Annotated in this window: 24 protein-coding genes; 1 reads left to right on the top strand and 23 read right to left on the bottom strand. The window is 71.0% G+C overall.

The features are described 5' to 3' along the window. Positions 1 to 8: 8 nt before the first annotated feature. The 8 genes from raiA to efeU all read right to left on the bottom strand — a co-directional run bounded on the left by raiA (position 9) and on the right by efeU (position 9,463). Positions 9 to 650 (bottom strand): ribosome-associated translation inhibitor RaiA, encoded by a 642-nt coding sequence (raiA, locus tag AB0C19_RS13575; protein ID WP_328650859.1) that lies wholly within the window; start codon positions 648 to 650, stop codon positions 9 to 11. 245 nt (positions 651 to 895) lie between these two features. Then, entirely contained in the window at positions 896 to 1,603 is a 708-nt protein-coding gene (locus AB0C19_RS13570; RefSeq protein ID WP_357184069.1) for a ComF family protein, read from the bottom strand. 4 nt (positions 1,604 to 1,607) lie between these two features. Then, complete coding sequence (locus AB0C19_RS13565; RefSeq protein WP_357184066.1) at positions 1,608 to 3,419, bottom strand: LpqB family beta-propeller domain-containing protein; 1,812 nt, start codon at positions 3,417 to 3,419, stop codon at positions 1,608 to 1,610. Next, on the bottom strand, positions 3,416 to 5,173 hold the full coding sequence (mtrB, locus tag AB0C19_RS13560) for an MtrAB system histidine kinase MtrB (protein WP_357184063.1): 1,758 nt from the start codon (positions 5,171 to 5,173) through the stop codon (positions 3,416 to 3,418). The genes AB0C19_RS13565 and mtrB overlap by 4 nt, the downstream gene beginning before the upstream one ends. Before the next feature lie 12 nt (positions 5,174 to 5,185). Next, complete coding sequence (mtrA, locus tag AB0C19_RS13555; protein WP_030331519.1) at positions 5,186 to 5,875, bottom strand: MtrAB system response regulator MtrA; 690 nt, start codon at positions 5,873 to 5,875, stop codon at positions 5,186 to 5,188. 223 nt (positions 5,876 to 6,098) lie between these two features. Next, complete coding sequence (gene efeB, locus AB0C19_RS13550) at positions 6,099 to 7,376, bottom strand: iron uptake transporter deferrochelatase/peroxidase subunit (RefSeq protein WP_357184060.1); 1,278 nt, start codon at positions 7,374 to 7,376, stop codon at positions 6,099 to 6,101. A 25-nt stretch (positions 7,377 to 7,401) separates the two neighbouring features. Continuing rightward, a complete protein-coding gene (gene efeO, locus AB0C19_RS13545) occupies positions 7,402 to 8,535 on the bottom strand; it encodes an iron uptake system protein EfeO (protein ID WP_357184057.1) in 1,134 nt (377 codons plus the stop codon). A 22-nt stretch (positions 8,536 to 8,557) separates the two neighbouring features. Continuing rightward, entirely contained in the window at positions 8,558 to 9,463 is a 906-nt protein-coding gene (efeU, locus tag AB0C19_RS13540) for an iron uptake transporter permease EfeU (RefSeq protein ID WP_357184054.1), read from the bottom strand. 172 nt (positions 9,464 to 9,635) lie between these two features. Between efeU and AB0C19_RS13535 the strand changes: the two genes are divergently transcribed. Continuing rightward, positions 9,636 to 9,794 carry a hypothetical protein gene (locus AB0C19_RS13535; protein ID WP_328650866.1) on the top strand — a complete coding sequence of 53 codons (159 nt, stop codon included), beginning with the start codon at positions 9,636 to 9,638 and terminating at the stop codon, positions 9,792 to 9,794. A gap of 94 nt (positions 9,795 to 9,888) precedes the next feature. Here AB0C19_RS13535 and ahcY read toward each other — a convergent pair whose 3' ends face one another. From ahcY to AB0C19_RS13460, 15 genes are all read right to left on the bottom strand, one after another. Further along, on the bottom strand, positions 9,889 to 11,388 hold the full coding sequence (gene ahcY, locus AB0C19_RS13530; protein ID WP_328650867.1) for an adenosylhomocysteinase: 1,500 nt from the start codon (positions 11,386 to 11,388) through the stop codon (positions 9,889 to 9,891). A gap of 279 nt (positions 11,389 to 11,667) precedes the next feature. Continuing rightward, a complete protein-coding gene (gene manA, locus AB0C19_RS13525) occupies positions 11,668 to 12,831 on the bottom strand; it encodes a mannose-6-phosphate isomerase, class I (protein ID WP_357184049.1) in 1,164 nt (387 codons plus the stop codon). A 3-nt stretch (positions 12,832 to 12,834) separates the two neighbouring features. Continuing rightward, positions 12,835 to 13,842, bottom strand: coding sequence for a cation diffusion facilitator family transporter (locus AB0C19_RS13520; protein ID WP_357184046.1), 1,008 nt, complete (start codon positions 13,840 to 13,842; stop codon positions 12,835 to 12,837). A 67-nt stretch (positions 13,843 to 13,909) separates the two neighbouring features. Then, positions 13,910 to 15,109, bottom strand: a complete 1,200-nt coding sequence (locus AB0C19_RS13515) for an SIS domain-containing protein (protein ID WP_210817862.1) — start codon at positions 15,107 to 15,109, stop codon at positions 13,910 to 13,912. Next, a complete protein-coding gene (locus tag AB0C19_RS13510) occupies positions 15,106 to 15,291 on the bottom strand; it encodes a Trm112 family protein (protein ID WP_091394023.1) in 186 nt (61 codons plus the stop codon). Before AB0C19_RS13510 ends, AB0C19_RS13515 begins: the two co-directional genes overlap by 4 nt. 61 nt (positions 15,292 to 15,352) lie before the next feature. Continuing rightward, positions 15,353 to 16,738 (bottom strand): phosphomannomutase/phosphoglucomutase, encoded by a 1,386-nt coding sequence (locus tag AB0C19_RS13505; RefSeq protein WP_357184042.1) that lies wholly within the window; start codon positions 16,736 to 16,738, stop codon positions 15,353 to 15,355. A gap of 69 nt (positions 16,739 to 16,807) precedes the next feature. After that, entirely contained in the window at positions 16,808 to 17,869 is a 1,062-nt protein-coding gene (locus AB0C19_RS13500; RefSeq protein ID WP_357184039.1) for a hypothetical protein, read from the bottom strand. 151 nt (positions 17,870 to 18,020) lie between these two features. Next, positions 18,021 to 18,662 (bottom strand): deoxyribonuclease V, encoded by a 642-nt coding sequence (gene nfi, locus AB0C19_RS13495; RefSeq protein WP_357184036.1) that lies wholly within the window; start codon positions 18,660 to 18,662, stop codon positions 18,021 to 18,023. Between the two features lie 134 nt (positions 18,663 to 18,796). Beyond that, a complete protein-coding gene (locus tag AB0C19_RS13490; RefSeq protein WP_357184033.1) occupies positions 18,797 to 19,045 on the bottom strand; it encodes a hypothetical protein in 249 nt (82 codons plus the stop codon). A 55-nt stretch (positions 19,046 to 19,100) separates the two neighbouring features. Further along, on the bottom strand, positions 19,101 to 19,265 hold the full coding sequence (locus AB0C19_RS13485; protein ID WP_357184030.1) for a hypothetical protein: 165 nt from the start codon (positions 19,263 to 19,265) through the stop codon (positions 19,101 to 19,103). 123 nt (positions 19,266 to 19,388) lie between these two features. Beyond that, positions 19,389 to 19,772, bottom strand: a complete 384-nt coding sequence (locus AB0C19_RS13480; protein ID WP_357184027.1) for a hypothetical protein — start codon at positions 19,770 to 19,772, stop codon at positions 19,389 to 19,391. A 64-nt stretch (positions 19,773 to 19,836) separates the two neighbouring features. Then, entirely contained in the window at positions 19,837 to 20,127 is a 291-nt protein-coding gene (locus AB0C19_RS13475) for a hypothetical protein (protein WP_357184024.1), read from the bottom strand. Further along, a complete protein-coding gene (locus AB0C19_RS13470; protein ID WP_357184021.1) occupies positions 20,096 to 24,202 on the bottom strand; it encodes a toxin glutamine deamidase domain-containing protein in 4,107 nt (1,368 codons plus the stop codon). The genes AB0C19_RS13475 and AB0C19_RS13470 overlap by 32 nt, the downstream gene beginning before the upstream one ends. Before the next feature lie 15 nt (positions 24,203 to 24,217). Then, positions 24,218 to 24,550: a hypothetical protein gene (locus tag AB0C19_RS13465; protein ID WP_357184018.1), complete on the bottom strand. Its 333-nt coding sequence runs from the start codon at positions 24,548 to 24,550 to the stop codon at positions 24,218 to 24,220. Beyond that, on the bottom strand, positions 24,547 to 24,969 hold the full coding sequence (locus AB0C19_RS13460) for a YbaB/EbfC family nucleoid-associated protein (protein ID WP_357184015.1): 423 nt from the start codon (positions 24,967 to 24,969) through the stop codon (positions 24,547 to 24,549). Before AB0C19_RS13460 ends, AB0C19_RS13465 begins: the two co-directional genes overlap by 4 nt. Positions 24,970 to 24,972: the final 3 nt, after the last annotated feature.

Genomic DNA, 24,972 nt, shown 5'->3' with positions numbered 1-24,972 from the left:
CGGATCGGCTACCTGTCAGTGGCGAGGGAGATGATGCCGTAGTCGTACGCGTGGCGCCGGTAGACGACGCTCGGGCGGCCGGACTCCTTGTCCTGGAAAAGGTAGAAGTCGTGGCCGACCAACTCCATCTCGAACAACGCGTCGTCGATGGTCATCGGCTCGGCCGGGTGCACCTTCTCCCGGGCGATGTGCCACGGCTGGTCGTCCTGCTCCTCTTCGACCCGCTCCGCGACAGCGGTGCCGGCGCGGGCGCCATCGCTCGGCGCGCTCAGCGCGCTGGGCACCAGGTCCGCGACCGGCAGGCCCGCTGTGGCCTCGGCGACGGAGATCGGCGCGTGCCGACCCCGGTGTACGCGGCGGCGGTCGGCAGCGCGGCGCAGCCGGGTGTCGAGCTTCGCGATGGCCGCGTCGAGCGCGCTGTAGAAGTCGTTAGTGCAGGCTTCGGCCCGAATCACCGGACCTCGGGAAACGCAGGTGATCTCCACCCGCTGGCAGTGGTCGGCTTGGCGCGGATTGCGCTCGTGAAACAGCTCGACATCAACGCGAATAAGTTTGTGGTCGTAGCGTTCGATCTTCGCGAGTTTCTCGGCTACGTGTACCCGGTAATGGTCCGGCACTTCGACGTTTCGGCCCTTGACCACGATGTCCACGTGACCTCCCTTGTTCGGACGGTCTTCGATCCGGTTACCCGGCCGCGCGCCGTGGGGAGACCCGCTGGCGTCGACCGGTTGGTACGGCTACGCCTCCTCTCACCGCCAGGGGTGGTTGGAACGACCTCCTACCCCCGACAGCGAAACGCTAACTCTTGTTTGCCCGGCAGTCACCCCATGTTGCCGAGACGGCCCAGGATTTTTCGCAGCTCATACACCAACGGGTGAAACGGAAACACAATCGGTTACGACTGGTGTCTTTTCTCGGTCGCCGCGAGCACCGCCGCGACACTCGGTGCCCATCCTGTCGCGGTCAGCACCCGGCTCGCGGCGGCGAGGGTAACGCCGGTGGTGACAATGTCGTCGAGCAGCACCACGACCGGCGACGCACCCGCGGCACGACCCCGGACCGGCCCGGTCGAACGGGGCTGGAAGGCCGCCTCGGCCGCCGCCGCGCGCCCGGCGCTGTCCAGGGTGAGCGAGTCGGGCCGGGGCGACGCCCGCAGCGGACGGTGCACCCGCACCGCCCAACCGCTCCGGTTGAGCCGGGCCGCGCAGTGCCGGGCCAGCCGGTCGAGATGGTCTCCGTAGCGGGACCGGGCCGCCGCCGCGGTGTCCGGGACCGGAACCAGCGCCAGCGGACGGGCCCCACCGACGGCCGCCCCGACGACCTCGGCGAGCAGCGCGCCGAGCGGGCGAGCCAGCCCGTGTCGACCGTGTTCCTTGTACGCCAGCAGGGCCTCGCGCAGCGGACCCTCGTACGGGCCGAGGGCGACGCAGGGCGGCAGACCCGGCGGGGCGGGGGTGGGGCGGACCGTCCGTGGCCGCAATGCACCGAGCGCCGCGACACAGCCTGGGCAGACCCCGTGCCGCAGGCCGGGGCGGCGCTCCCGACAACCAGCGCAGTCGGCGGGCAGCACCAGGTCGGCGAGGTCCGCCCAGAGCCCGCTCACAGTGTCAGTAGAGGAAGAACGGTGCCGACGGGTTGCTCGGCCGGACACCGGTCGGCACCGGGGCGATGTCGCGTACCCGGCCGGGCTCGATCCGTTCGAACGGGCTGCTGCGGTAGGCCACCCCGTTCGCCTCGTACATGTACGCCCCGCTGGGCGCCCGCACACCGCGGTTGGTCGGGTACGCGGTCAGGTGGGTGACCTTGGCGCCGAGGTCGGTCCGCAACGGCGTCTCCAGGGCGCCGTCGACACTGATCTCGTAGATCGCCGGCTGGCCGACCGACCCCGCCACCACCAGCTGGTCCTCCCTGCCCCAGTCGACAGCCGTCGGGTTGGTCAGCGAGGTGACCAACTCTCGGGGCGGGCCGAGGGAGGCCCCGCCGCCGTCGAGGTTGACAGCGGCGACGTAGAGACGGCCGCCGGCGATCAGCGCCACCCGCTGGCCGTCCAACGCGGCGGCCACAGCGGTGACCGCGGCGGAGGGCAGGTTGAGCGGCACCGGATACATCCGGGCCGCCTCGTCGAACCGGTAGAGCTGCCCGTCGGCCACCACCAGGCCGCGGCTGGGGCGGTTGTCGACGGTACGCAGCCAGACCGGTCGGCCGATCGAGGAGTATTCGGTGGCGCTGCGGCTGACGACGGGGACCGGGTCGGCACCTGTGCCCACTGCGAGTCGGTACCGGTTCTTGCCGTCGGCGACCACCATCGCGGCGAGGATCCGGCGGTCCTTGGCCAGCCCGAGGCTGGCGGAGACGACGTTACGGTTGGCCTCGGGTGTCAACGGCACAGTGCCGCTGGGCTCGCCGTCGAAGTCGAGTGGGTGGATCACGCCGTCGTACACGCCGAACCGCTGCGGGCTGGCGGCGTACGGGTAGAGCTCCCGGGAGTCTCGTCGCTCGCTCAGGTCCACCACTGGCTGCGCGTTGTTGCGGATCTTCAACTCCAGCTGACCGGGGAGGTCACCCAACGACCAGGCGATCTGCGTGATCAGCTGGTCGATCCCGCTCTGGTCGTCACCGGACATGTCCAGGTTGACCTCCCACCGGCCGTTGCCGCCGGTGGCGTTGTTGATCAGCTCGGTGCGGTCCGGCAGCCCGACGACTCCCGGCCGCAACCAGTCGGAGGGGCCGCCGACCAGCCACTTCACCACCTCGTTGACCTGCCGCTCGACCGGCACCGCCTGCGGCCGGTAGCGCTGGTCGGGCACCAGGCGGCTCCGGTCCGAACTCCAGAAGTAGATCGTCTCGTCCTGGTAATACTCCCTGAGTGCGGTGTCGCTGAGCAGCAGCACGTTGGGCGGGTTGATGATGTAGAGGCCGGCCCGGTCATCGTTGACGCCGCCGTTGAAGGACGCGCTGCGCAGGCCGAACTCGTACTCCGTCTCGGTCGCCACCGGTGGAGCCAGGGTGCCGTTGGTCCGCAGCACCCCGATCTGCTGCACGGTGATCTTCACGGTCGTGGTCGAGTCGCTGTTGAGGGTGTAGACCGCCTCGCGCAGCCGAACCACGTTCAGCGCGACCTCGCTGCCCTTCTTGTCCTGTAGGCGGGTCTTGTCCTCCGGGGCGATGAACGCCTTGACCCGCTCGTACGCCCGATCCGGCTCGCCGGCGGCGGCGGACAGGAAGTTGCGGACGAACGTCTCGTTGACGCTGCCGCTGGCCGTCCGCGTCGGTGGTTCGCTGCCCCGACTGATCACACCGGCCCCGGTCGCGGCGCCGCCCTTGCCGTCCACCCGCACGTCGGATGCCGCCGGGATGCCGCAGCCGGCGCCCAGCAGCACCATCACGCCGAGGGTCCCGAGCAGAGTCGGCCGTCTCACGAGCGCACCTCCGTCCGCTGTCCGTCTCCGGCCGGAGCCGGGCCGATCGCCAGTGCCCCGCCGGTGCCGGGACCGATGGCCAGTGGCCCACCGTCGCGGGGGCCGCCGAACGGCAGGGCGGCGTCGGCCGGCACCAGCCGCAGCGGTGAGGTGGTCAGCCGATCGCCCGCACGGGCCGGCAGGGTGAGCCGGAACTGCGCGCCCTGCCCGGGAGCACCCCACGCCTCCAGCCAACCGCCGTGCAGCCGGGCGTCCTCCAGGCTGATCGACAGGCCCAGCCCGGTGCCCCCGGTCTGCCGCGCCCGGGACGGGTCCGCCCGCCAGAACCGGTTGAACACCAGCTTCTCCTCGCCCACCTTCAGCCCCACACCGTGGTCGCGGACGGTGATCGCCACGGCGGTCTCGTCGATGCCGAGGGTGATCAGCACCGGGCGCGCCTCACCGTGCTCGACGGCGTTGCCGACCAGGTTGCGCAACACCCGCTCGACCCGGCGCGGGTCGACCTCGGCGATCACCGGCGTGCCCGGCAGGTCGAGTTCGATCGGTACGCCCACCCGCTCGGCCAGGCCAGCCAGCCGGTCGACCACCCGGTGCACCACGGGGACCAGGTCGGTCGGCTCGGAGTCCAGCATGGCGAAGCCCGCGTCGAACCGGCTGATCTCCAGCAGGTCGGTGAGCAGCTCCTCGAATCGGTCCAACTCGGCCTGGAGCAGCTCGGCGCTGCGGGCGACCGCCGGGTCGAACTCGTCGCGCTCGGCGAAGATCAGGTCGGCGGCCATCCGGACCGTGGTCAGCGGGGTACGCAGCTCGTGGGAGACGTCCGAGGTGAAGCGGCGCTGCAACCGGGACATCTCTTCCAGGCGCAGGATCTGCCGTTGCAGGTTGGTGGCCATCTGGTTGAACGACGCGGCGAGCAGAGCCAGGTCGTCCTCGCCATTGACCACCATCCGCTGGTCGAGCAGGCCGGCGGAGAGCCGCTGGGCGGTTCGTGCGGCGACCCGGACCGGGTTGACCACCAGCCGGGTGACCAGCGCCGCGAGCAACCCGAGCAGGATCACCAGCGCGACCCCGGTGGCCACCACTGTCGCGCGGGCGTCGCCGGCGGTGACGTCCTGCCGACCCAGCGGGACCAGGTAGTAGAGCTCGATCTGGCCGAAGCGGGTGGGCACCGGCGAGCCGTAGACCAGGTATTTGGTGGTCCCGCCGGTGAGTCGCCCGGTGCGGATCTGACTGGCCACCTTGCCGTCGGCGATCGCGGCCCGAAGCTCGGGGCTGATCAGCGACTGCACGTTCGCCGACGGGGAGGTGCGCGTCTGGATGTCGTTGGGATAGTCGTCGGCGGTGATCGCCACCACCACCCCGCTGGTCTGCTGGGGGTCGCCGCCGGCCAGGTAGTTGACAGTGCCGTCGATGGTCTCCTGGAGCTGCGCCTCCTGCGGCTGCCCGTAGAAGGAGACCTGCTTGGCCGCGTAGCTGGCACCGCTGGTCACCCGCTGCCGGACGTCGCTGCGAGCGCTGTCGAGCAGGATGGTGGTGATCTTGTCAGCGATCAGGAACGCGAACCCGCCGACCAGCAGACTGGACGCGACAAGGGTGATGGTCACGACCCGGACCTGGAGCGAGCGACGCCAGGTCTGGTGTGCCCGACCCACAGCACGAGCGACCCGACCGCTCACCGCACGCCAGAGCTCCCCGCCGGCGCTGGGCCGGCGGGCAGCCGTACTCGGGGAGGGTGGGGGCGGCGTGGTCGACACAGTGCGACCAGGCTATCCGGTCCCTGCCTTGTAACCCACGCCCCGCACGGTGAGGATGATTTCCGGTCGCTCCGGGTCCGGCTCGATCTTGGCTCGCAACCGCTGGACGTGCACGTTGACCAGACGGGTGTCGGCAGCGTGCCGGTAGCCCCAGACCTGTTCGAGCAACACCTCGCGGGTGAAGACCTGACGCGGCTTGCGGGCGAGCGCGACCAGCAGGTCGAACTCGAGCGGCGTCAGCTTCACCTCCTCGTCGTTGCGGCTCACCGTGTGCGCGGGCACGTCGATGGTGATCTGGTTGTCCGGCGGCCCGATGGTGAGCATCTCCGGGGCCACGTCCTCGCCTCGGCGCAGTCGGGCCCGCATCCGGGCCACCAGCTCCTTGGGCTTGAACGGCTTGACCACGTAGTCGTCGGCGCCGGACTCCAGGCCGAGCACGACGTCCACGGTGTCGCTCTTGGCGGTCAGCATGACGATGGGCACGCCGGACTCCGCCCGGATCGACCGGGCCACGTCGATACCACTCATACCGGGAAGCATCAGGTCGAGCAGCACGATATCGGGACGGCTGTCGCGAAAGGCGGCCAACGCCCGCTCGCCGTCCGCCACAAAAGAGGGCAGGAAACCCTCACTGCGCAGCACGATGCCGAGCATCTCGGCGAGCGCGGGGTCATCGTCGACCACCAGTACGCGGGCTCTCATGGGATTAATATTGCATCCTCATTCAGTTCGGTGGGACCGGCGTCCGCCGGTAACGCTTCGCGCCGCCGTCAAAACGGTGCTCGCGGTCCGCGGCGGCGGCGCCACGGCTGCGGTGCGTGGCGCGCGGACGGGCCGTCGCCAGGCTGCCACCATGATCCCCCTTCGGCGCCGCCTGGCGCCACCGCAGGCCGGGCCGATTCGGTTGTCGCCATCCGGACGACTGTCAGCCGAACAGCCCACGCCCCCAGTGATCCCCGCCGTCGCGTACCCCGGGAGGACAGGCGAACACCCCGCTGGAGACGTGTCGCAGGTACTCGTTCATCACGTCGTGCCGCGCCAACTGGGTCTGGATCGGCACGAACTGACGGCGTGGATCGCGCTGGTAGGCGATGAAGAAGAGGCCCGCGTCGAGTCGGCCGAGGCCGTCCGATCCGTCGACGAAGTTGTAACCCCGGCGCAGCAGCTGGGCGCCGCCGTTCCGGCTCGGGTGGGCCAGCGTGACATGGGCGTGCTCGGCGATCACCGGCTTCCCGTCCGCGCCACGGGCGGCGAAGTCGGGCTCGTCGAACTCGTCGCTGCGACCCAGCGGCGCGCCGCTGCCCTTGGTCCGGCCGACGATCTCCTCCTGCTCGGCGAGGGAGGTCCGGTCCCAGGTCTCCACGAGCATCCGGATCTTGCGGGTCACCAGGTACGAGCCTCCGGCCATCCAGTCCGGCCCGTCGCCCGGCTGCACCCACAACTGGTCGCGCAGCAGCTCGGTGTCCTCGGCCTTGAGGTTGGCAGTGCCGTCCTTGAACCCGAAGAGGTTGCGCGCGGTGGCCTGCTCCCGAGAGGTCGACGAGGTGCGGCCGAAGCCGAGCTGCGACCAGCGGACGCTCACCACGCCCATGCCGAGCCGGGCCAGGTTGCGGATCGCGTGCACCGCCACCTGCGGGTCGTTGGCGCAGGCCTGGACGCAGAGGTCGCCGCCGGAGAGCTGCGGCTGCAACGCGTCACCGGGGAACTTCGGCAGCTCGGCGAGGGCGGCGGGCCGGCGGTCGGCGAGGCCGAAGCGGTCCCGCCCGTCGGCGTCGCGGAACAGCGTCGGCCCGAACCCGATGGTGAGGGTGAGCTGCGAGGGAGGCAGGCCGAGCGCTTCGCCGGTGTCGTCCGGTGGGGCCTCCGGCATCCCACCGACCGCACCCAGCACCCCGGCGTCGCGCCCCGCGGTCATCCGGGCTGCGGCGGCCGTCCACTCCTGGAGCAGTTCGACGAGTCGGGCCCGGTCCTTGGTGATCACGTCGAAGGCCACGAAGTGCAGCCGGTCCTGCGCCGGGGTGACGATGCCGGCCTGGTGCTCTCCGTGGAACGTCACCGCCCCGGCCGGGTGGTCACTCGCCGCGGCCGGACCATGGGAGCCATTCAGCAGCGCCCCCGCACCGGCCGCCACTCCGGCGACCCCCGCCACTCCGGCGCCGGCCAGGGTGATCGCCCGGCGCCGGGTGAACCTGCTCCCGCTCATCGACTCGACTCTCTCTGCCAGGTGGTCACTTCGCGACGGCCGCGGCGACCTTGCTGATCGGCTCGGCGAGCGCGTTGATCCCGTCGGAGAGCTCCTTGAGCTCGGCCTTGCTCAGCGCGGTGTGCAGCTTCCACCCGTCGCCGTCGCGGTGCTTGCCGAGCAGCCCCTCGACGTTGGTGAACTCGGTGTCCAGCTGGGTGACCAGCTCCGGCGAGCGCTGCTGCAACGCGGGACGCAGGGCGGACACGGCGGCCTTGGAACCTTCGAGGTTGGCGGCGAAGTCCCACAGGTCGGTGTGCGAGTAGCGGTCCTCCTCGCCGGTGATCTTGCCGCTGGCCACCTCGTCGAGCAGTTCCTTGGCACCGTTGGCGAGCTGGAGCGGGGAGAGCTTCTCGGCGTTCGCCTTGGCCACGATCTCCTTGACGTCGACCAGCAGGCGGTCGGCGATCGGGCCGTCCTTGCTGATGTCGCCGGACTGCCAGAGGTCCTTCTCGATCCGGTGGAAGCCGGTGAACTCCATCCCCTCCTCGATGACCTCCTCGCGGCCGTCGATCTTGGGGTCGAGGTCGCCGAAGATCTCGGCGACCGGCTCGATCCGCTCCCAGTAGGTGCGGGCGACCGGGTAGAGCGCCTTGGACTTCGCCACGTCGCCTGCCTTGACCGCGCCGACGAACTCCTCGGTCTTGTCCAACAGCGCGGCGGTCTGGCTCTTGACGTAGCGCTGGTAGTTGTCGGTGGCGTCACCCAGCGCGGCGTCAGCGGTGAGCGGCTGCGCCGACCCGCTGACCTTGAGCGCGCCCCGGATGCCCTTGCCACTCATCCCCGGCTTGCAGGCCGTCTGGTAGGTGCCGGCCGGCAACTCCACGTGCAGCTCGCGGCTCAGCCCGGGGGCGATGTTCTCCACCTCGCCCATCACCCGGTCGCCGTCGGCGTACACGTAGAACTCGGTCACCTTCGCGCCCGAGTTGGTGATCTTGAAGGTGGCGGTGCCGGCGCCCAGGTCGGTCGAGCCGACCTCGCAGGCGGTGTCGCTGGCCTTGACCACGATCGGCCCGCCGGACGCGGCCGAGTCACCCTTGTCGGAGTCGGAGCAGGCGGCCACACCGGCCGTAGCCAGCACGCCGGCGGCGGCCAGCGCGAAGAACTGGGTGGTACGCATCTGGACTGTCTCTCCTCGTTGGTCAGGCACGCTGCGGCGAGGACGCCGCCTCGGCCTCGGCCTCGGTGCCGGTGTCGGCCCCGCGCTCGCTGACGGTGGTGGTGGTCGCGGTGGGCGCCGGCTTGCGCCGGGCCGGTCGCAGGAAGAGCAGGAGCACCGGTACGGCGTACGCGACCCAGGCGATCGTCTCCAGCACCGTGGGCGCGGGAGTCACGTTGAACATGCCGGCGAGCAGGGCCGCGTACCAGGTGCTCGGGTCGAGCGCGCCGGTGATGTCGAAGGCCAGGTCGTTCAGACCGGGCAGGACGCCGGCCTCCTGGAAGTCGTGCACGCCGTACTTGAGGATGCCGGCGGCGACCAGGATCAGCAGCGCGCCGGTCCAGGTGAAGAACTTGCTGAGGTTGATCCGCAGGGCGCTGGCGTAGAGCAGCACGCCGAGGACCACGGCGGTGACGATCCCGCCGATCAACGCGAGCAGCGGGCCGCTGTCGCCGGCCGCGCCCTGGGCGGCCGAGTAGAAGATCAGCGCGGTCTCCAGGCCCTCGCGGATCACCGCGAGGAAGGCCATGCCGGCGACGGCGAGGGACCCGACGGCCAGCGCCTCGGTCAGCTTGCCCCGCAGTTCGCCGGCGATGGTCCGGGCGGCCCGGCGCATCCAGAAGATCATCCAGGTCACGAAGACCACGGCGGCGACCGAGGTGATCGCCTCGAACAACTCCCGGTCGTCGTAGCTCGCCAGCAGCGAGGTGGACGTGTACTCGATCAGCCAGCCGAAGAGCACCGACAGTGCCACGGCCAGGCCGACGCCCGCCCAGACCTGCGGCAGCCGGTCCCGGCGCTGCGACTTCACCAGGAAGGCGACGAGGATGCTGACCACGAGTGTGGCTTCCAGCCCTTCCCGCAGACCGATCAGGTAGGTGGCGAACATCCGGGCTCCGAATAGGTTAGGCACGCCTTAGCTGACTTAGGGCAGGCATACCTTCCTCCCTGCTCAGGGCCCTCGTCAAGTCGTTCACGACAAGCTCACTGGGCCCAAGACGAGAACCGACGACCGCCCGGCAGCCGGCCTGGCGCCGGCCGACTGTGGAAGGATCCCCGCCGTGAGGGGATTCCTGCCGTGGTTGGCGGTGCTGGCCGTGGTGCTGCTGCTCAGCGCGCTACGCCTGCGGGCGCTGGCCACCGTCGTGTCGGTCGGCTGGCTGATCTGGTGCGTCTGGACGTGGTTCCGGCCCACCCGGCGCGGCCCCCGTTCGGGCTGAACCGGCGGCGGCCAGACGCTGAACCCGTCCAGCCGGGGGCGGAGACGACGAACCGGGCCGGCTGCGAACAGCCGACCCGGTCCGGAGATGTCGATCAGTAGCGGTAGTGATCCGGCTTGAACGGACCCTCAGTGGAGACGCCAAGGTAGGCGGCCTGCTCCTTGGTCAGCGTGCTCAGCTTGGCGCCGAGCGCGCCGAGGTGCAGCCGGGCCACCTTCTCGTCCAGGTGCTTGGGCAGCACGTAGACGCCGATCGGGTACTCCTCGGTCTTGGTGAAGAGCTCGATCTGGGCGATCGTCTGGTTGGCGAACGAGTTCGACATGACGAAGCTCGGGTGCCCGGTCGCGTTGCCCAGGTTCAGCAGGCGGCCCTCGGAGAGCACGATGATGGCGTGCCCGTCGGCGAAGCGCCACAGGTCGACCTGCGGCTTGATGTTGATCCGCTCGACGTCGGACCGCTTGGCCAGCCCGGCCATGTCGATCTCGTTGTCGAAGTGGCCGATGTTGCCGACGATGGCCTGGTGCTTCATCCGGGCCATGTGCTCGTTGGTGATGACGTCGAAGCAGCCGGTGGCGGTGATGAAGATGTCGGCCTGCTCGACAACGTCGTCCAGGGTGGCGACCTGGTAGCCGTCCATCGCGGCCTGCAACGCGCAGATCGGGTCGACCTCGGTCACCACGACCCGGGCGCCCTGGCCGCGCAGCGACTCGGCGCAGCCCTTGCCCACGTCGCCGTAGCCCATGACGACCGCCATCTTGCCGCCGATCAGCACGTCGGTGGCGCGGTTGATGCCGTCGATGAGCGAGTGCCGGCAGCCGTACTTGTTGTCGAACTTGCTCTTGGTCACCGAGTCGTTGACGTTGATGGCCGGGAAGAGCAGGGTGCCGGCCCGGTGCATCTCGTAGAGCCGGTGCACGCCGGTGGTGGTCTCCTCCGTCACGCCCTTGATGCCGGCGGAGATCCGGGTCCAGCGCTGGCCGTCCTCGCCGAGCGAGCGGTGCAGCAGCTCGAGGATGACCGCGTACTCCTCGGAGTCGGCGGACTCGACCGGCGGGACCGCCCCGGCCCGCTCGAACTCGGTGCCCTTGTGCACGAGCAGTGTGGCGTCGCCGCCGTCGTCGAGGATCATGTTGGGGCCCTGCCCGTCCGGCCAGGCGAGCACCTGCTCGGTGCACCACCAGTACTCCGGCAGGGTCTCGCCCTTCCAGGCGTACACCGGAACCCCGGCCGGAGCCTCGGGGGTGCCGTCCGGGCCGACGACGATCGCCGCGGCGGCGTGGTCCTGGGTGGAGAAGATGTTGCAGGACGCCCAGCGCACCTGCGCGCCGAGCGCGACCAACGTCTCGATAAGTACGGCGGTCTGGATGGTCATGTGCAGGGAGCCGGTGATCCGCGCGCCGGCGAGCGGCTGCGCCTCGGCGAACTCGCGACGGATCGCCATCAGGCCGGGCATCTCGTGCTCGGCGAGCTGGATCTCTTTACGCCCGAACTCGGCGAGCGACAGATCCGCCACCTTGAAGTCGCCGTCGGCGAGCGTGCTCGGCCGGGCCTCGGACGGCGTGCCGCTGGCGGACGCCGGGAGGGTGCTGGTCATGAAAGCTCCTGTCGAACGATGTCTGCGCCGACCCTCCACCTTACGCGCGTCGGCGACGGGCATCAGGCACGGTCCGCGGACAGCGCACGGGGCGGTCGGTGATGGACGGACCTTCCCGCCCACGTCCCGCCCGCCCCGTGCATCCCCCCGGTTTGGTTCCCCCGCACGTTCTCGGACCGTCGTCGCGATAACGCTGCGTACTCATAGAGTCACACTCAGGCACGGCGACGTCAAGCTATTCCGGGAAAGTCGGACTTGCGTCTTTCGCCCGAGCCGAAGTCAGCGCAGCCCGGACGTCGCCACGAAAGCCACACCGGCGCCGTCGATCCGCAGCGGCGCTCCCAACGCCGTACCGATCGCCGCCTCGCCGGAGGCCAGCGTCAGCGCGCCGGCACCGTCGTCGACGGTGATCGAACCGCCGGCGCAGAGCACCACCCGAGGGCCGGGCAGCGGCAGCGTCACCGAGGGCACCGCCGCGTCGACCCGCACCCGGTGCAGCGCGAAATCGTCCACCGGCACGGGCCACCAGTCCACTCCCGGCCCGAGCGGCTGCGCGGCCCGCACCGGATCGTCGAGCACCTCGAAGCGCAGCACCCGCAACAACTCGTCGATGTCCACCCGCTTCGGGGTCAGGCCGCCGCGTAGCACGTTGTCGCTGGCCGCCATGATCTCCACGCCGCAGCCGCTCAGGTAGGCGTGCAGATTGCCGGCGGGCATCCAGATCGCCTCCCCCGCCTCCAGCCGCAGGTGGTGCAACAGCAGCGCGACAAGCGCACCCGGATCCCCCGGGTACGCCTTGGCCAGCCGGCGGGTCAGCTCCGCGTCCGGGCCGTCGGTCGGCGCCGCCACCACAGCGGCCAGTAGGTCGTGACGCCTGGCGACCGGCCAGCCCAGCAGCGTCCGCACCGCCGTCCGCAACCCCGCCGGCCCGGCCCGCAACGCGGCGACAACAGGCGCCAACGCCGGTACGCCGAACGCGGCGAGCGCCTCGGCCGACTCCGCCGGATCCCGGAAACCGCACAGCGCCTCGAACGGGGTGAGCGCGACCAGCAACTCCGGCTTGTGGTGCGGGTCGGAGTAGTTGCGCTGCCCCTCGGGGCGCCCCACCTCCGCCGCATAGCCGGCCTGCGCCTGCTCGGCGTCCGGGTGGGCCTGCAGGCTCAGCGGAGCGTCGGCCGCGAGCACCTTGAGCAGGAACGGCAGCCGGCTGCCGAACCGCTCGGACACCCGCTGGCCGAGCCACTGCCCTGGCTCGTCCCGCACCAGGTCACAGAGGCTCACCCGCAGACCGGCACGATCCACGTGGGCCGGAGCGCCCGGGTGGGCCCCCAACCACAGCTCCGCCTCCGGGCCCGCGCTCGGCACCGATCGCCCCTGAAGGACGGCGATGGCCGAACGCGAGCCCCAGGCGTAGTCCCGGATCGGCCCGTACAGTGGCTCCACCTGTCAGCCCCCGGGCCGCCCGGCCGGGTCGCCCGACGTGTCCTGCGGCTGCGGAACTGCGGTGTCGGCCGCGGCACCGGTGCCGGCCTCTGCGGCGGCGGCGCTGTAGACGTCCGGCTCCAGGTAGATCACCCGGGCGATCGGCACCGCGGCGCGGATCCGCGCCTCGACGGCGTTGATGCCACGGGCCAGGTCGTGGGCGCTCTCCCACTCCGGAACGGCGATCTTGGCGGCCACCATGAGCTCTTCCGGGCCCAGGTAGAGCGTCTTCATGTGGATGATCCGCTCCACCTCGGGGCCGTCGGTGACGGCCCGCTCGATGGCGGCCAACTCGGACGCCTCGGCGCCCTCACCGAGCAGCAGGCTCTTCGTCTCGATGGCCAGCACGACGGCGATGACGACAAGCAGGATGCCGATCATCGCGGTGCCGGCGGCGTCCCACTCGCCGTTGCCGGTGATCAACGTCATGGTGACGCCGAACAGGGCGAACACCAGACCGACAAGCGCGCCGAAGTCCTCCAGGAGCACCACCGGCAGCTCCGGTGCCTTGGCGCGACGGATGAAACGCACCCAGGACTGGTTGCCCCGGACGTGGTTGGACTCCTTGATGGCGGTCCGGAACGAGAACGACTCCATGACGATCGCCGCCACCAGCACGACGACCGGCACCCAGTGCCACTCGGTGATCCCGTGCGGGTCGTGCCACTTGTGGTACGCCTCATACAGGGCGAACAAACCACCGATGCTGAACAGCACGATGGACACGATGAACGCGTAGATGTAGCGCTCCCGGCCGTACCCGAACGGGTGTTCCGGGGTGGCCGCCCGCTTGGCACGCTTGCCGCCGAGCAGCAACAGCGCCTGGTTGCCGGAGTCGGCAACCGAGTGGACCGACTCAGCCAACATCGACGAGGAGCTGGTCAGCAGGAACGCGACGAACTTGGTGATGGCGATGCCGACGTTGGCCAGCAGAGCGGCGACAATCGCCTTCGTCCCACCGTTGGCGCTCATGCCACCGCTCCGCTTCGCCGTACGAAGCCGACCGGTCCGCGCATGACGCGCCGCCCATTGCGTTCGTTCACTGGTTCGACAGCTCCTTCATCTCGGTGATGGCCGGCACGGCCATCGGGTCCAACCCGTGGGCCAGGGCAAGGTAGATCGAGGCGAAATCCGGGACCGCGATCAGCGAGGCCAGCCGCTCCAGGGCGGAGCCACCCTCGGCGGTCACCACGTCGCACCGCACGCCACGGCGCTCGGCGAGGGTCTGCACCGCGTCCGCACGGCGCTCCTCGACGGCGAGCGGCTCGTCGGTGTCGTCCTCGGCGTTGAGCCCGCCGTCGCGCAGCAGCACCAGCCGCAGCCGGGTGCCCTCACCGTCGTCGTCCTCGGCCCGGTCGGCGAAGATGTCCCGCTCCCCCTCGGCCAGGCCGCCGAAGACGCCGTCGAGCAGCCCGACGCGACCCCGCCCGGCCTCACCCAGCGCTCCGGTGACCACCGGGTAGCGGGCGTTCGCCGACAGGGTGTCGCCGAACCGGCGGGCCGCCACAGTGGCCAGCGGGGACGAACCCCAGACGATGGGGATCGAGCCGGCCAGGCCCAGCGCCAGTGACTTCGCCGGGTTGACGAAGGACTCGGCGGCGGACCGGCAGCGGTCGGCGTCCGCGTCGAGCCGGGCCGCGGTCTCCGCCAGGTCCGCCTCGTTGACCTTCACGAGCCCGAGGGAACGGGCGGCGAGCAGGACCGGCACTGTGAGCGCCCAGAGGCTGGCTCGGGCCGGGGCACGCCGGGGCACCGGGATGAACGGCGCCCGGGCCTGCTCGGCGATCGACTGCAACTGCGAGTCCGGGGCACCCACGGCGACGAGTCGGGCACCACGGCGGTGGGCCGCCTCGGCGGCGCCGAGCGCCTCCGGGCTACGTCCGGACGCGCTCACCGCGATCACCACGTCGGCCGCGCCCACCCAACCGGGTACGCCGGCGGAGCGGTGCCCGATGATCGGGACCGGGCAGCGCGGCCCGGCGACAGTGGCCAGCACGTCCCCGGTACGCCCGGCGGTGCCGATGCCGGCGATCACGACAGCTCGGGGCCGCCCGTCGTCGGCGAGCACCGCGAGGTTCGCCTCGGCTGCCAGCGCGGCGCTCTCACGAACCTGCGCACCGGCCGACGCCGTGTGCCGGAGCATGCCGCCCGGGTCGGCCTCGGCCAACGCCTGGGGGTTGTCGAGCAGGGCCTCGTCGGCGTCGCGACGCCCGCTGACCCCGGCCGTACCGTCGATCATGAGGACTGCCCGGGGCCGCCGCGCGCCTCGTCGAGCAGCAGCACCGGCACGTCGTCGCGGACCTCGAAGATCCGGCCGCACTCCGTACAGGTCAACGTCTGCGCCTCGGCGTCATAGGTGAGCGGGGCGTGGTGCGTGTCCGGACAGGCAAGGATCTCGAGCAACTGCGGATCCAGGGCCATGGCGCGGCTCCTTCCACGTGTACGGCTTGACCGACGGCGGTGCCGACCGGCGCAGGCGATCTTATCGGCGAACGCGGTCGAGCACGTCGTCCCGGAGCGAGACCATCCGATCCCGGTTGGGCGCCTCGACGTTGAGTCGTAGCAGCGGCTCGGTGTTGGAGGCGCGCAGGTTGAACCAGGCGCCGTCGGGGAAACGCAGGGTGAGCCCGTCCATCTCGTCGGCCACCGCGTCGGGGTACGCGGCGCGCACCTCTGCCACCGCCGCCGCCTGGTCGGCCACCGTCGAGTTGATCTCGCCGGAGGCGACGTAGCGCTCGTACTCACCGGCGAACACCGACAGCGGCAGCGACTGCTCGCCCAGCGCGGCCAACGTGTGCATCGCCGCGAGCATCCCGGTGTCGGCGAACCAGAAGTCCCGGAAGTAGTAGTGCGCGGAGTGCTCGCCGCCGAAGACGGCGTTGGTGCGGGCCATCTCCGCCTTGATGAAGGAGTGCCCGACCCGGGCGACGACAGGCTTCCCACCGTGCTCCCGAATGATCTCCGCGACGGCGCTGGAGGTGATCAGGCCGTGGATCACCGTGGAACCCGGGTGCTTGGCCAACTCACGGGCGGCGACGAGTGCGGTGATCGCCGACGGTGAGACGGGCTCGCCGCGTTCGTCCACCACGAAGCACCGGTCGGCGTCACCGTCGAAGGCCAACCCGATGTCGGCCCCGTGCTCGACCACAGCGCGCTGGAGGTCGACCAGGTTCGCCGGGTCAAGTGGGTTGGCCTCGTGGTTGGGGAAGCTGCCGTCCAACTCGAAGTAGAGCGGCACGATCTCCAGCGGCAGCGGCGACAGGGCCGCGTCGCCCAGCACCGTCGGAACGGTGAAGCCACCCATGCCGTTGCCGGCGTCGACGACCACCTTCAACGGCCGGATGCCCGAGAGGTCGACCAGCTTGCGCAGGTAGCCGGCGTAGTCGGGGAGCAGGTCGCGCCGCTCGGCGGGCCGGGTCGGCGCACCGGCGGGACGAGCGTCACCCGAGTCCAGGAGGGCCTGTGCCCGCTCCCGGATCTCGGCCAGGCCGCTCTCCTGGCCGATCGGGCGCGCGCCGGAGCGGCACATCTTGATGCCGTTGTACTGCGCGGGGTTGTGACTGGCGGTGAACATCGCGCCGGGCAGGTCGAGCGAGCCGGACGCGTAGTAGAGCAGGTCGGTGGAGGCGAGGCCGATCTCGATCACCGAGCGGCCCTCGGCGCGTACGCCGGTGGCGAAGGCGGCGGCAAGGCCGGGTGAGGTGGCTCGCATGTCGTACCCGACGACGACGGCGTCGCCCGGCTCGTCGGTGGAGTTGAGCAGTTGGGTGAAGGCGGCGCCCAGCGCCTCGGCGGCCCGTTCGTCCCACTGGTCCGGCACCGTCCCGCGGACGTCGTAGGCCTTCACAATCTGGGACAGATCAGACACGTGTTCCACTCCTTGGCCGCAGGTTAGACACCGATCCTGAGCCTAACGGAGGGCCAGGCCGTCCTCCGCTCAGCCGGGGAGGCGGGGTATGAACGCGGTTCGGCCGTCACCGTCGGTGGGCGGGTCACCGGGCTTCGGGCGACCGTCGGGCCGACCCGGCATCGGCTGGGTGGCCTCCGGGGCGGGGGTGTCCGGTCGGGCACCGTAAACCCCGCCGGTGGCGGGACGCGGCGACGGCACCGCACCACCCCAGCCGGCGGCCGGCGGCTGCTGGCCGTACACCTGACCGGGGCGAGGGGGCGCGGCCGGCAACCCACCGCCGGCGCGGTAGGTGGTGCCGCCGGGGTTGCCCGGCAGGGTGCCGGGCGCGTCGTCGGACGGCTTCCGGTCCTGCCGCGAACGACGGAACAGCAGCACGATGAGCAGCAGTCCGACCGCCACCAGCACAATGCCGAAGTACATCACCGGCGACCCTCCTCCGGACGACTCGGCGGCGGTCGCAGTGGTGTTCGGCGCCGCGGAGACGCCACCCTGCGCCGCAGGGTTCACCGCCTCGTCGACGGTCGCGACCTCGCTCGGGGTCGGGGTCGGCGTCGGCTTCTTCGACCGCGACGGAGTCGGCGACGGAGTGACCCGCCCTCCGGTCAGCCGCGCCGCGTCGGTGGCGCGACCCAGCGTCTGGCCGGCGGCGCTGATGCCCGCGCCCGTGACCACGAGACGGCCCCCCGGCGAACCCGCCGCGAACGCCACCCGGTAGCGCACCGTGATGCCCTTGCCCTTGCACAACGTCGGCTTCAAGGGTGACGTCTGCGCTGTCGACACCGAGCCGGCGCCGCCGGAGACGGCCACCGGGAACCAGCGCCCGCCCGCGTTGACCTCGACCGCCACCTGGTTCGGCTGGAGACCCTGCAGGCTGAAGGCCAGCGCGGTACGCAGCAGGACGCACCCGTCGGTGCGCTTACGCACCGCGACGTTCACCCCCTGCGCGGAACCGCCGGCGGCGAAGCTACTGGCCGCGCCCACCCGGACCGAGTCCTGATCGGCCAGCGCCGGTGACGCACCGAGCATCACCAGGCCGCCCGCAAGACCGCAGACCGCCGCGAGCCGTGCCACGCGTCGACGCACTGTCATGATTACCTCGCCGTTCTCCCCGGGTGGGGTCCGCGGGTCAGGCTACTACCGGCCCACCTGTCCCACCGGTCATAGAGCGCCCCGCATGTGGGCGGCGTTACGGTTTACAGATCCACCCGCCGACCACCTGGTGACCGGACTGACCAGCCAGTCAGCTAGCCTGCTCCGCCTCGGCGAGGGCGTCGCGGCACAGCCGGTCGGCGGTGCGGGTGGTCTCCGGTAGCCGGTAGCGCGGAGTCAACGCGAGCACCTGCGCTGTCGCGTTCTCCAGGCTCATCCGATGGCCGACGCTGACGAAGACCGGCTTCACGCCGTCCCGGGTGCGCAGCACCCGACCGACGACCTCACCACCGTCGCGCAACGACGACCAGGAACCCCGTTCGGCGGCCGGCGGATCCCACACCCCGACCAGTGGCGTCTTCGCCACCCCGATCGCGGGCAACCCGGTGACCACCCCCAGGTGGCAGGCCAGCCCGAACCGGCGCGGATGGGCCAGCCCGTGCCCGTCGCAGACCAGCAAGTCCGGAACGGTGGTCAGCCGGTCGAGCGCAGCGAGCAACGCGGGCAACTCACGGAAGGCGAACAGCCCCGGCACATAGGCGAACGCGGGTCGCCCCACACCGACAGCGGAGTCCACCACCGCGAAGGTCCGGGCGTCCAGGACCGTCACGGCCGCCGCCAGCAGGTCACCACCCTCGGCGTACGCGACGTCCAGGCCGGCCACCGTCGCGGGCGCGCTCGGCCCCGGCCCGACCAGGTCCACCAGCGGCCGCAACTCCTCCTGTACGGCCACCGCCTCGGCAACCGTGCCCGGCCCGGTTGTCCCCGCGGCCGCCGCGCCCGGCGTGCGCCATGATCCACTCGGCTTCACGGAAGTCGGGCTATCCCACGGCCTTGGATGCCCCGACTTCAAGGAACCGGAGTCGATCACCCTCGGCCCGAGGCGTCGGCGCCATCCCCGGCGGCCCTACCGTCCGGTCCACCCCGAGCGGGGTCACCGTCGACCCGGCCCCTGATCGCACCCAGGCCGAGCGCGAAGGCAATGCCGAGGGCGACACCGAAGGCGACGCCACCCTTCGCACCGAACACGGGAATGCCGATCGCCAGACCGATCAGGATGCCGACCGGCCAGGTCCAGACGGTGGACCTGACGCTCTGCGTACCGGATTTCGCCATGCGTCGATCTTATTCGGCCCCGCCAGGGCTTCACCCCCACCGACCGCTTCCACGCTCAGGCCAGCCCCAACTCCTCGCGGGCCTCCTCGACCCAGCGGCCAACCCCGCGCGCGCCACTGTCCGCCGCCAGCCCGGTCTCCAGGAAACGGGCGTGCAGGAGCCGCCCCCCGAGCCAACGCCACATCCGCGTCCAGCGCTGGGAGATCCCGCTCCGCCTCATCCAACGACTTCGCGTTGCCACCGAAGACTGCCTGCTCGTACCGCACCTGCGTCCGTACCAGCCGAGCCTCCAGTCCTCCGGTCTCACCGAACCGCTCTCCGTCTGTCCATCCGCGACGCGTGCCTACTTCACTCTCGCTATGTCGGGGTCCGCGCCAGGATCACCGGCTGCGCGAAGCTGCTCCTCGAACATGACGAACGTCCGCTGCCGAATCCCACGAATGAGCGCCTGCTCCTTCGGCGTCTCGTGACGCGCTTCGGCGTCCGCAATAAGCTGGATCGACCGCACCGTCTCGTAGAGCGCGAAGATTGGACCTTCGCCCTCGAGATAGTGCGCCCGGAACGCCTCCACCTCCTGCACGAAGTCCTCAGGAGTGCGCCGAAATACGTCGCCCCCGATGTCGAAAACGATCTCGCTAAACAGGTCGTTCTTTTCCTGCCAAGCACCAGTGTCGATCGCAACCCGCCAAACTCTGGCGCCGCCGTCGGGAGTCTCGACGATCTTCACAGGCGACTGGTAGTAGAGGTAGCAGGAGGGAAGCACAAGACCCCTGACCATCGGAATGTTCCCCTCAGTGAACACCGCCGCCGCGCTTGAAGATGGCGCGGATTGAACCTTCGTCAGGCAGCGTCTCACCACCGGTGACTGCTCCAACCACTGCCTCAGCGTCAGCGCGGCTCACGTTCTTGTAACGGTCCGCATTCCGGTAGTCGTCGAGGAAGCGCACTACAAGCCCCGGATCGTAGGCCCAAGCTCGGGCACGATGATCCCAGAGAACAGCCTGACCTAGGCCCGCATCCATGACGAAGAGGCCGGCCGCGTCGCTCTGCTCATCGATCCGGTAGATCACGTAATAGCTCAACAATCTCCTGCTCCAACTCTTCGGCAACCTGCGGCGCTATGGGGAAGTCACGAGACCCTAACCCCAGCCCTTGCACCACCTGTGCAAGGCTTGTTCCTTGGCTAGTCAGCCAGGCGCGGTATTCGCGCCAGACGCCGACGTTCTGGCTGATCCACTTGGCGAAGGTGGCATCCTTGGCCGGGAAGCGGAGATCGAGCCCGCTCGGCAGCGCATCCGGCAGGCCGCTAGCGCGGTTCACACTAATCATTCGCAATAGCGCGTCGACTCGTCGTTCGGGACTGTCCGAAGGACGCCTTACGATCTCGTACTCCTCATGGGTGGCCAGCCACACTTCTCGCGACACCGAAGTGTGCAGCTGCAACTCGATCAGCATCCCGTCCGGCGAACGAAGTGTGCAATTCAGTCCGTAGAACCGGTTTCCCTGGCGCCAGAAGTTCTTGCAGGCTGAAGTCGGCACTGAGAAGCCAGCTTCGGTCAGGCCGGCAAGGACTAGGTCGACGGCGTTACTGTAATGCTGGCCCGCTGGCACCTCGAAGCAAAACCTCAGGACATCATTGACGCCTGCTGCAAAGTCCGTTGCCCCGATCGTGGCGACGCGGGCCTCGTCGAGGTACTTCCGTGCCAGCGATTCCAGCCCCTTGACGCGATACTCGCGATCCCGTAATCGGACTGGTTCGTCTAGGCCAAGCGCGTCGGTCACGTCCTGCCCGACCTGAGCCAAAGCATCCTCGACCTGGTCAGCAGCGCCCAGAGCGCGCCCACGCAGCTCTGTGAGCACTGCCAGCTCGGCACTCGTGAGCTGGGCGAGGTTGGGCATTGATCGAGCAACATCATCGGGTTCGGCCCGGCCGAAATCGGCACCCGAAGAACCCGGGCCGTCGAGGAGCAGGTACATCCGGTTGATGTACGGGTCGCCGTGGCCGCCGTCGTCGTACGTCGGCGGGTGATCCGGCAGGTCGGGCCGTTCGCTGAACCGGCCCCGGGGTAGTCCGCCGAGCGGCATCGGTCTGCCGTCTCCGCTCAGCACCAGCGCGTCGATGCCGACCACGTCAGGGTAGAGCGGCCGGTCCCGGACCACGCCGTTCTGCGGGTCGACGTAGAGCACTGTGCCGTTCTGGTTGAGCGCCACCCAGGCGTGCGAACCACCGTGCGCCCACTCGGTGACCAGGAACGAGTAGCTGCCGTGGCCGCCCAGCAGCAGTTGGTCGTGCAGGTTGCCGTAGCCCCGGTCGGCGGCCTGCCGCGCCTGCGCTGCGTCCGTACGTTGACCGGACGCCGGGGCGAGGAGTTGCTGGAAGCGTCCGCCGGTCACGTCCTCCACCCGACCGGGGCCGCCCGCCTCGCCACGGATGGGGCGCCGGATGTCACCGTCGAGGTAGCCGTCGAACGTTCGGGGCGCCGATACGCGGGGTCGCCCGTGCACCCACGTCTCGAACAGCGACAGTGTGCAGTCCAAGCAGTTGATGCCCCGGGTGGCGTCGGCCGCGGGACCGCCGTCGTTGAGCAGCCCGAACCAGCCGCCGTGTCGAGGGTCGGCGGTGCGGGTGACGGTGCCGTCCGGTCCGCGGGGCATCTGTCGTTCGACGTCGACCTGGTGCAGGGCGAGCGGTGGCCGGAGTCCTCCGGGCTGCCCGTACGGCCGGGAGTCGTCGATCGGCGGCGGATCGTCGTCGCCGGTGAGCATGGACGGGCCGGCAGTCTCCACCGCGCCGAGCGCCAGGGCGCCCACGTCCCGGTTGGCGTGCTCGAAGGTGGCGCTGATGTCCACTACCGGCGGGGCCGTGGTGCCGGCCAGCACCGCGTCTGCCAGGTCACGCCATTCGGCGTACGCGCGAGTTTCCTCGTTCGCGGCGCGCTGCCAGCCGTCGGCCCACTGCCGGTTGCCGGCCTGGTGCAGTTGCCGGGCGTAGGTGGCGTACTCGACGGCTCGCCGATCGTGCTCCACGGCGCGGGTGCGCAGTCGGGAGGCCTCGGCCTGCCGGCGGTTGTTCTCGAACCCGATCCGCACCGACTCGTAGTGGTCCTGGTAGCGCCGCCGCTCGGCGGCTTCCGCCGCAGCGGCCCACTGCGCCGCGTACGAATCGTTGGTCTCCGGCTCGCGCACCGTCGGGGCGCCGAACGCTGCCACGTCGACGGGGATCGACGCCCTTCCCCGGGCGGGATGGTCGGGCGCTCGCACCGGTGCGGGCGTCGCCCGGGTGGGGACACGCGAGGGCACGGCGAACCGACCCACCGCCGGTGGGGTGGAGGCGACCGGCAGTGGCCCGTGGGTGGTGGTCGGGACGCCGAAGGTGACCGGCGCCGCCAGCCCGGGGGTGGTCGTCGGCGCGGAGGGGCCGGTCGCCGGAGACCATGCGGTCGGTCCGGAGGTGGTGGGGTGCGGTGAGCTGCCGGGGTGGGTTGGCGGCACACCGCTGGCAGCCGGCCCGCCGCTCGATTCGAGGGGACCGACCACGGGCGCGGACGCCGACGAAAGCCTCGGATCAGCACCCACCACAGGCCGACTCGGGTCGGCCACCGCCGAGGTGGCCGGATCGGCAGCCGAAGCCGACGCGACGGGACCGACATCCACCGCCGACGTGGCCGGGGTGGTGGTCGTCGCCGAGGGCACGGGGTCGGACGGGTGTGCGACGCCCGCTCTGTCGCCGAACGACCCGCCCGTCGACGGAGTCACCTCGGACGCGCGTACCGAACGATCCACCGCGTCCACGTCGGACACCGCGCCAACCGGCATCGGTGACGACGTCTGCACGTCGGGCGCGACCGGAGACGCCAGCCCGGCTCCCCGTGACTGCTCGACAGCCGGTGTCGTCGGCGCAGCCGACTGGTTCGACGGCGTGGTGGCAACGCTCTCCGTCGCCTGCATCGGAATGCTCGCAGCCGTCGCCACGCCACCCGAGGCCACACCACCGGCAGCCCCCGCAGAAGGAGCGCCCGTCGCAGCCGAGGCCACCGCAGACGAGACCCCGACGGAGGGAGACCCTCCCGCAGAGACCGCGTCCCCCGCGACGGGCGGCACAGCCGGGAGGGAGGGGCCCGTGAATGATGCTCCGGCAAGGGCGTTGGCCTGTGCGTCGAGCCGGGCGCGTAGCGCGTGGTCGGTCTGCCCGGTCGCCGAACCGGTGGCCCCGGACGCGGCGGCGCGCGCCACGTCCTCCATCGAGGTCAGGCCCTGACCGGTGGCCAGGCTCGCCGCGCTGTCGGCGAGCACCTCGCCGGTCATCTCCCGCCCGAGGTGCTCCCCGACTTTCGCCGCTCGCCCGGTCGCGTGCCGGCCCAGGCCGGCCAGCGGTGCCACCGCCCCGCCGGCCAGCCCGCCGACCGCCGAGGCGCCGAGATCGGTGAGGTCCAGGCCGTGCGCCCGCCCGGTGGAGTTCTGGTACGCCTGGGTGGCCAGGGTGACCCCGGCCTCCTCGGTGGCCTCCTCCAGCCCGCCACGGACGGCCCGCTTGGCGAGCCCGCGTGCACCACCTCGGGCGACCTCCTTGGCGGCCCGCTCGCCGGCCTCCTTGAGCCCGTGCTTGAGGGACTTGCTGGCCAGTTGGCCCATCAGCCGCTTGAAGATCTGTTGAACCAGCAGTCGTGTCGCGGTGATCGCCGCGCCGGCGGCCGGGGTTGCCGCACCGGCGGTCAACACCGCCGCCACCGCCACTGTGAGAAGCTCGATGACCAGGATGCCCAGCTCGATCCAGACTTCCAGCTTGGCGCCCTCGATGTCGCAGCCGCACTCCTCGACCAGGCGGCCCAGGTCGGCCGTGACCGCGAGCAGCACGGGAAGCGGGGCGTCAGCGCCCTCGGCGATTCCCCGCCAGGCCGCCTCGAACGCCGCGTCGACAGCCCCGACGCCGCCGTACCCGTTGTGCACCTCGACGGCGGCCGCGGCGGCGTCGGCGTGCGGCCCGGCGAGCACGGAGGCGACCGCGTACCACTGGTCGGCGACGTCCCAGACGGCCCGCTCGTTGCCCTCCGGCCACTGCACGCCGACCACCCAGTCGAGGGCCTCGTAGATCCAGCCGGGCACGTCCCAGGGCGCGTAGTCCAGGGGGTGCGGGATGGGGCTCGGCAGCACGCTCATCGGGATCGTCGACCGTCAACGCCGGTCGGCGGCCCGACCGACCCGGGCGGCGTTGGCCCCGTCGGTCTGCACGCTCGCGTCGACCGCCTCGACCACGTCGCTGCCCAGCTCGGTGAGCCGGTGCCCGACGCCGGCCCAGGCCCGCAGCACTGTCTGCTCGAACCCGCGGTAGTTGCGCTCGAAGGCGGCGCCGATGTCGTCGCGGCCCCAGGGCCGGGCACCGCTGGCGGCCTCGATCGCGCCACCCTCCGCCGCACGGCGGGCCGTCACCGCATCGCCGGCGAGCGCCAGGTCGGCACCACCCCGGAGGGCCCGGGACGGATCAAGCCAGAGCTGCCCGTCGGTCATGGCTTCGCCTCACCGTTGCCGAGGACGGCGTCGGCCCGACCGAGCAGCGTGGCGTAGTCGCCGGTCTTGAGGAAGTCGGTCGCCCCGGAGCCGGCCGGCATGCTCTCCGCGACGAGGTCGCGGGTGGCGTCGGCGGCGGCGGTCGCGGCGGCCCGGATCGTTTCGGTGACCTTTCGGCCGAGCGCGTCAGCGTCGCGGTCTCGGTAGATGGCCGGCGTCAGCTCAACCTTGATCAACTGGCCCTGCGCGCCCACTGTGGCCGTCACCTGGCCGTCAGCCGAGCGACGGGTCACCCGCAGCGCGGCGAGTCGTGTCTGGAGCGTGTCCAAACCGGACCTGAGCTGCTGGTATTGCCCGTAAACGTCGTCGAATCGGGCCCTTAGCTCGCGATTGACGCCCCGGTCCGCCTGTTCGTCCACCGC

It is taken from the genome of Micromonospora sp. NPDC048842, from assembly GCF_040649935.1.
GTDB lineage: Bacteria > Actinomycetota > Actinomycetes > Mycobacteriales > Micromonosporaceae > Micromonospora > Micromonospora hortensis.
The sequence above is the reverse complement of the archived record's forward strand: the minus strand, read 5'-3'. Positions and strand labels throughout refer to the sequence as shown.